Genomic DNA, 4107 nt, shown 5'->3' on the forward strand with positions numbered 1-4107 from the left:
GCGATCTTCTCCGGCTCGGCCACGACCGCGAACGTGTTGAGGACGTCGTCGTCGATGAGCGTGCCCATCTTTTCCCATTCGCCCTGCTTGGAGAGTGTGTTCAGTTCGTCCTGCAGGCCGCCCCAACCGTGGGCTTCGAGCACCGGCCGGTAGGCGGGGGTGGACCCGTAGAACGCGATCTGCTGACGGGTGCCGACGGCGGCCTTCTCGATCTCCTCATCGGTGTTGCCCGTGACGACGAACGAGGGTCCGACGATCTCGAAGCCCTCCATCGTCTTGCCGGCTTTGGCCCGTCCGCGTTCCAGAGCGGGGATGGTCACCTCGCGGAGGAACTTCTCGGTCGTGAACCCATGACAGAGGAAGCCGTCGCAGACCTCGCCGGCGACCTCGGTCATCAGCGGCCCGACACCAGCGAGGAAGACCTTCGGCGTCCCGAAGTCGCCCAGGTCGTCGGGGTTCGGCGTGAAGAACGGCGTCATCAGGGTGTGCCGGTAGAACTCGCCGCGGAAGTCGAGCTTCTCGCCGGTCTGCCACGTGTTCCAGATCGCGCGCATCGCGAGGACGAACTCGCGCATCCGGGCTGCGGGCTTCGACCACTCCATCGAGAACCGCTTCTCGATGTGCGGTTTGATCTGGCTTCCCAGACCGAGCACGAAGCGACCCTTCGAGTACGCCTGCAGATCCCACGCGGTGTTCGCGAGGGTCATCGGCGAACGAGCGAACGCCACTGCGATCGACGTGCCGATCTCCATCTCGCTGGTGTGCTCAGCGGCGAGCAGCAGCGGGAGGAAGGGGTCGTGTGCGGTCTCGGCCGTCCACGCGCCGGAGTACCCGGCGGCTTCGACCTCCTTGGCCTTCTCGGCCACGGTGGCCAGATCGGTTCCGATGTTGCCGTCGACTTTCATGACCAGACCGTACTGTCAGGGCTGATCTTTGAAGAACTCCTGGATCTCGGCGGCGATCTCGTCACCCGAGCGCAATTCGAGCTCCTCGACCTCGTCCTCGTCGTCCTCCGATGGTGCGAGATCGTGGAGTTCTTCGAGCTGGCGCAACATCGCTTCGTTCTCGGGCTTGTCGGCGATCATCCGGTCGAGCCGGGTGCGTTGCGTGTCGACCTCGGCGCGCAATCCGAGCGCATCGATCGAGATCCCGGTGACCTCCTCGACACCTTCGAGCAGGGCGACCGAGGCAGCTGGATACTCCATCGCCGACACGTAGTGGGGCACCTGTGCCCAGATACCGATGGTCGGGATCTTCTTGGCGTGGAGTGCGTGTTCGAGTACTCCGGCCATCCCGGCGGGGACGTCGACCGAGCTGCGGGCGAACGACACCGACGAGAGCATCTCGGACGACGGTGACGAGACCGACAGCCGAGCGGGACGGGTGTGTGGGGCCGCGAACGGATACGCACCCAGCGCGACCATCTGACGAACGCCGAACTCGACGGCGAGTGTCGCCACGGCGCGACCGAATCTCCGCCACGCCATGTCGGGTTCCGGGCCGACGAGGAACAGCACGTCTCGCCCGTCGGGTGAGCGTCCCGAGCGCATTTCGATCGTTGCCCAGTCGAGGTTGGTGTTGAGCCCGTCGCGCAGCTCCATCGTCGGTCGACGCGCCCGGTAATCGACGTACGTGTCGTCATCGAACGACAGGATCGGCGATGACTGACAGGCACGCGACAGCTGATCGGTGGCAGCGGCGGCCGCGCCCGCGGCGTCGATCCATCCGGTGAGCATCACGATCATCACCGGCTCGTGCAGCGGTGGGTCATCGACCTGGCGTTCGATGCCGTACTCGAGGTCGAGTGCAGCGCGATCGATCGGCAGGTTCGGGTCGGACGGGCTGTCGTCGCTCATCCGAGCTGCTCCAGTCGCCGTTCGGCGCTGGCGGCGGCGTTGTCGACCTGCACCTTGAACGCGTCGAGCGAGGCTGGATCCTGCTCGCCGAGCGCTCCGCCCAGGTAGCGCGAGTACACCCCTTCGAGGATGCAGGCGAGCTTCCAATAGGCGAATGCGACGTAGAAATCGAGCTGGGAGAGGTCGCGCCCGGTGACCTCGGCGTAGCGATCGGCCAGCTGGGCTCGATCCCAGAATCCGATCGGGTTGGTCGCACTGCCGGTCCAGGCGGAGTGGTCGTCGTTCGGGCCGGTCCAGTACACCTGGAGCAGGCCGAGGTCGGCGAGCGGATCGCCGAGCGTGCAGATCTCCCAGTCGAGCACGGCCACGACGTCACCGCGGTCGTCGACCATGCAGTTGTCGAGTCGGTAGTCGCCGTGGACGATCGTCGCCGGACCCTGTTCGGGGATCCGTTCGATGAGGCGGTCGTGGACCCGGTCGACCGCAGCGAGGTCGCGCGTCTTGCCCTGGTTCCACTGGCTGTACCAGCGCTTGAGTTGGCGGGCGATGTAGCCCTCGTGGCGACCGAGTTGGTCGAGCCCGGCCGATTCCAGGTCGACCGAGTGGATCTTCGCCATCGTGTCGACGAGTGAACGGCTCGCATTGGCACGCGAGGCCTCGTCGAGTGCAGCAGCAGACGCTTCGGCATCGCGCAGGACGTGGCCGTCGACGAACTCCATGACATAGAAGGGGGTGCCGTTGACCGCTTCGTCGAGGCACAGCCCGCCGATCGGGGGTACCGGGACGTCGGAGTCGCGCAGACCCGACACGATGCGATGCTCGCGCTCCATGTCGTGCGCGCTCGCGAGGACGTGGCCGAGCGGCGGCCGTCGGAGCACGAATCGGCGACCGTCGTTCCCGGTCACGGTCATCGTGAGATTCGAGTGCCCACCGGTGATCGGCTGGAACGAGAATGGAGCGATCGCACCATCGACGTTGTCCGCCAACCAGGACGAGACCCGGTCGACGTCGACGCCGGAGATGGGGGATCGGGTGGGGTCGGTGGGCTCTGCCGTGTCGGTCATGACCCTTCCGAGAGTAGCGAGGCACGGCCGGTAGCGTTCATCCGATGGTCGCAATCGATGTCACCGACGCAACGTTCGAAGCCGAAGTCCTGGCGAAGTCCGAGGAGGTCGCGGTCGTCGTCGACCTGTGGGCCGAGTGGTGTGGACCCTGCAAGACGCTCGGGCCGATCCTCGAGCAGGTGATCGACGCGACGGGCGGCACGGTCGTGCTCGCCAAGATCGACGTCGACGCCAACCCTGGTGTCAGCCAGGCGTTCAAGGTGCAGTCGATCCCGGCTGTCTACGCGTTCAAGGGTGGCACCGTGGTCGACGGGTTCATGGGCGCCCAACCGGAGTCGGCGGTGCAGGCGTTCATCGACAAGCTGCTGCCGACCGAGGAGGAGAACGAGGTCGTGGGTCTCATCGCCGCCGGAGACGAGGTCAGCTTGCGCGCTGCACTCGATCTGGAGCCGACGAACGAGGATGCCATCGTGGCGCTGGGCGAACTGTTCGTCCACGACGGTCGCGGTGACGAGGCGCTCGCACTGGTCGCTCGGATCGCCGAGACGGACCGCACTCGCAAGGTGGCTGCTGCTGCTCGTGTGGGCGAGACGCCGACCGATGATCACGATGCGACACTGACGGGGCTGCTCGACCGGGTGAAGGACGATGACGATGCGCGTCAGCAGTTCGTCGACATCCTCGAACTGATGGGACCCGAGGATCCGCGGACGGCCGACTACCGCCGTCGCCTCACGCAGCGCCTGTACTGACCGCACCGGCCGGTCCGCGTCCGCGATCCGGTCTTGTCGCCACCTGCCTCGACGGGTATGTTCGCAGTACCGACTCCCTCCTGATGCAGTGCGAGCTGACGCTCGCCGATCGGTTGAAGGAGGTCGACGTGCGCCAGCGCCTCGACGAGCGGTCCGACGAATTCTCGGCGGACGACCCGCCGCGTCCCGACTCCCCGCCGGGGGCGATCGACCGAGTCCGCGAATGGATCGAGTGGTTCGGGCTGGTTCGGCTCGTGACATCGGCGATCGCAGTCGTCGTGGTGTGTGCGGGGGCCTGGTTCCTCGTGCGGTCGCCCCCTCCGCCCAGCGAGGCATCGTTGCCGATGGCCACGTCTGCCGGCGGGGGTTCGAGCACGGTGGCGCCATCGAGTGTTCCCGCGGCGATCACCACCACGACCGACGCCGGCCCCGTCG

Annotated in this window: 4 protein-coding genes and 1 pseudogene; 2 read left to right on the forward strand and 3 right to left on the reverse strand. The window is 66.6% G+C overall.

The window, feature by feature from the left end:
- The 3 genes from WBV89_RS03535 to WBV89_RS03545 form a co-directional block, all read right to left on the reverse strand.
- Positions 1-905, reverse strand: a 905-nt coding sequence (locus WBV89_RS03535) for an LLM class F420-dependent oxidoreductase (protein WP_423979963.1), incomplete at its 3' end; no start/stop codon positions are given.
- 15 nt (positions 906-920) lie between these two features.
- A complete protein-coding gene (locus WBV89_RS03540) occupies positions 921-1856 on the reverse strand; it encodes a PAC2 family protein (RefSeq protein WP_423979964.1) in 936 nt (311 codons plus the stop codon).
- Positions 1853-2920: a phosphotransferase family protein gene (locus WBV89_RS03545; RefSeq protein ID WP_423979965.1), complete on the reverse strand. Its 1068-nt coding sequence runs from the start codon at positions 2918-2920 to the stop codon at positions 1853-1855. Before WBV89_RS03545 ends, WBV89_RS03540 begins: the two co-directional genes overlap by 4 nt.
- Before the next feature lie 44 nt (positions 2921-2964).
- On the opposite strand from WBV89_RS03545, the gene WBV89_RS03550 reads away from it, so the two are divergent.
- A complete protein-coding gene (locus WBV89_RS03550) occupies positions 2965-3672 on the forward strand; it encodes a tetratricopeptide repeat protein (protein ID WP_423979966.1) in 708 nt (235 codons plus the stop codon).
- 83 nt (positions 3673-3755) lie between these two features.
- A pseudogene (locus WBV89_RS03555) lies at positions 3756-4107 on the forward strand (hypothetical protein); the annotation flags it as partial.

Origin of the sequence: Ilumatobacter sp., from assembly GCF_049588435.1 — a bacterium.
Lineage (GTDB): Bacteria > Actinomycetota > Acidimicrobiia > Acidimicrobiales > Ilumatobacteraceae > Ilumatobacter_A.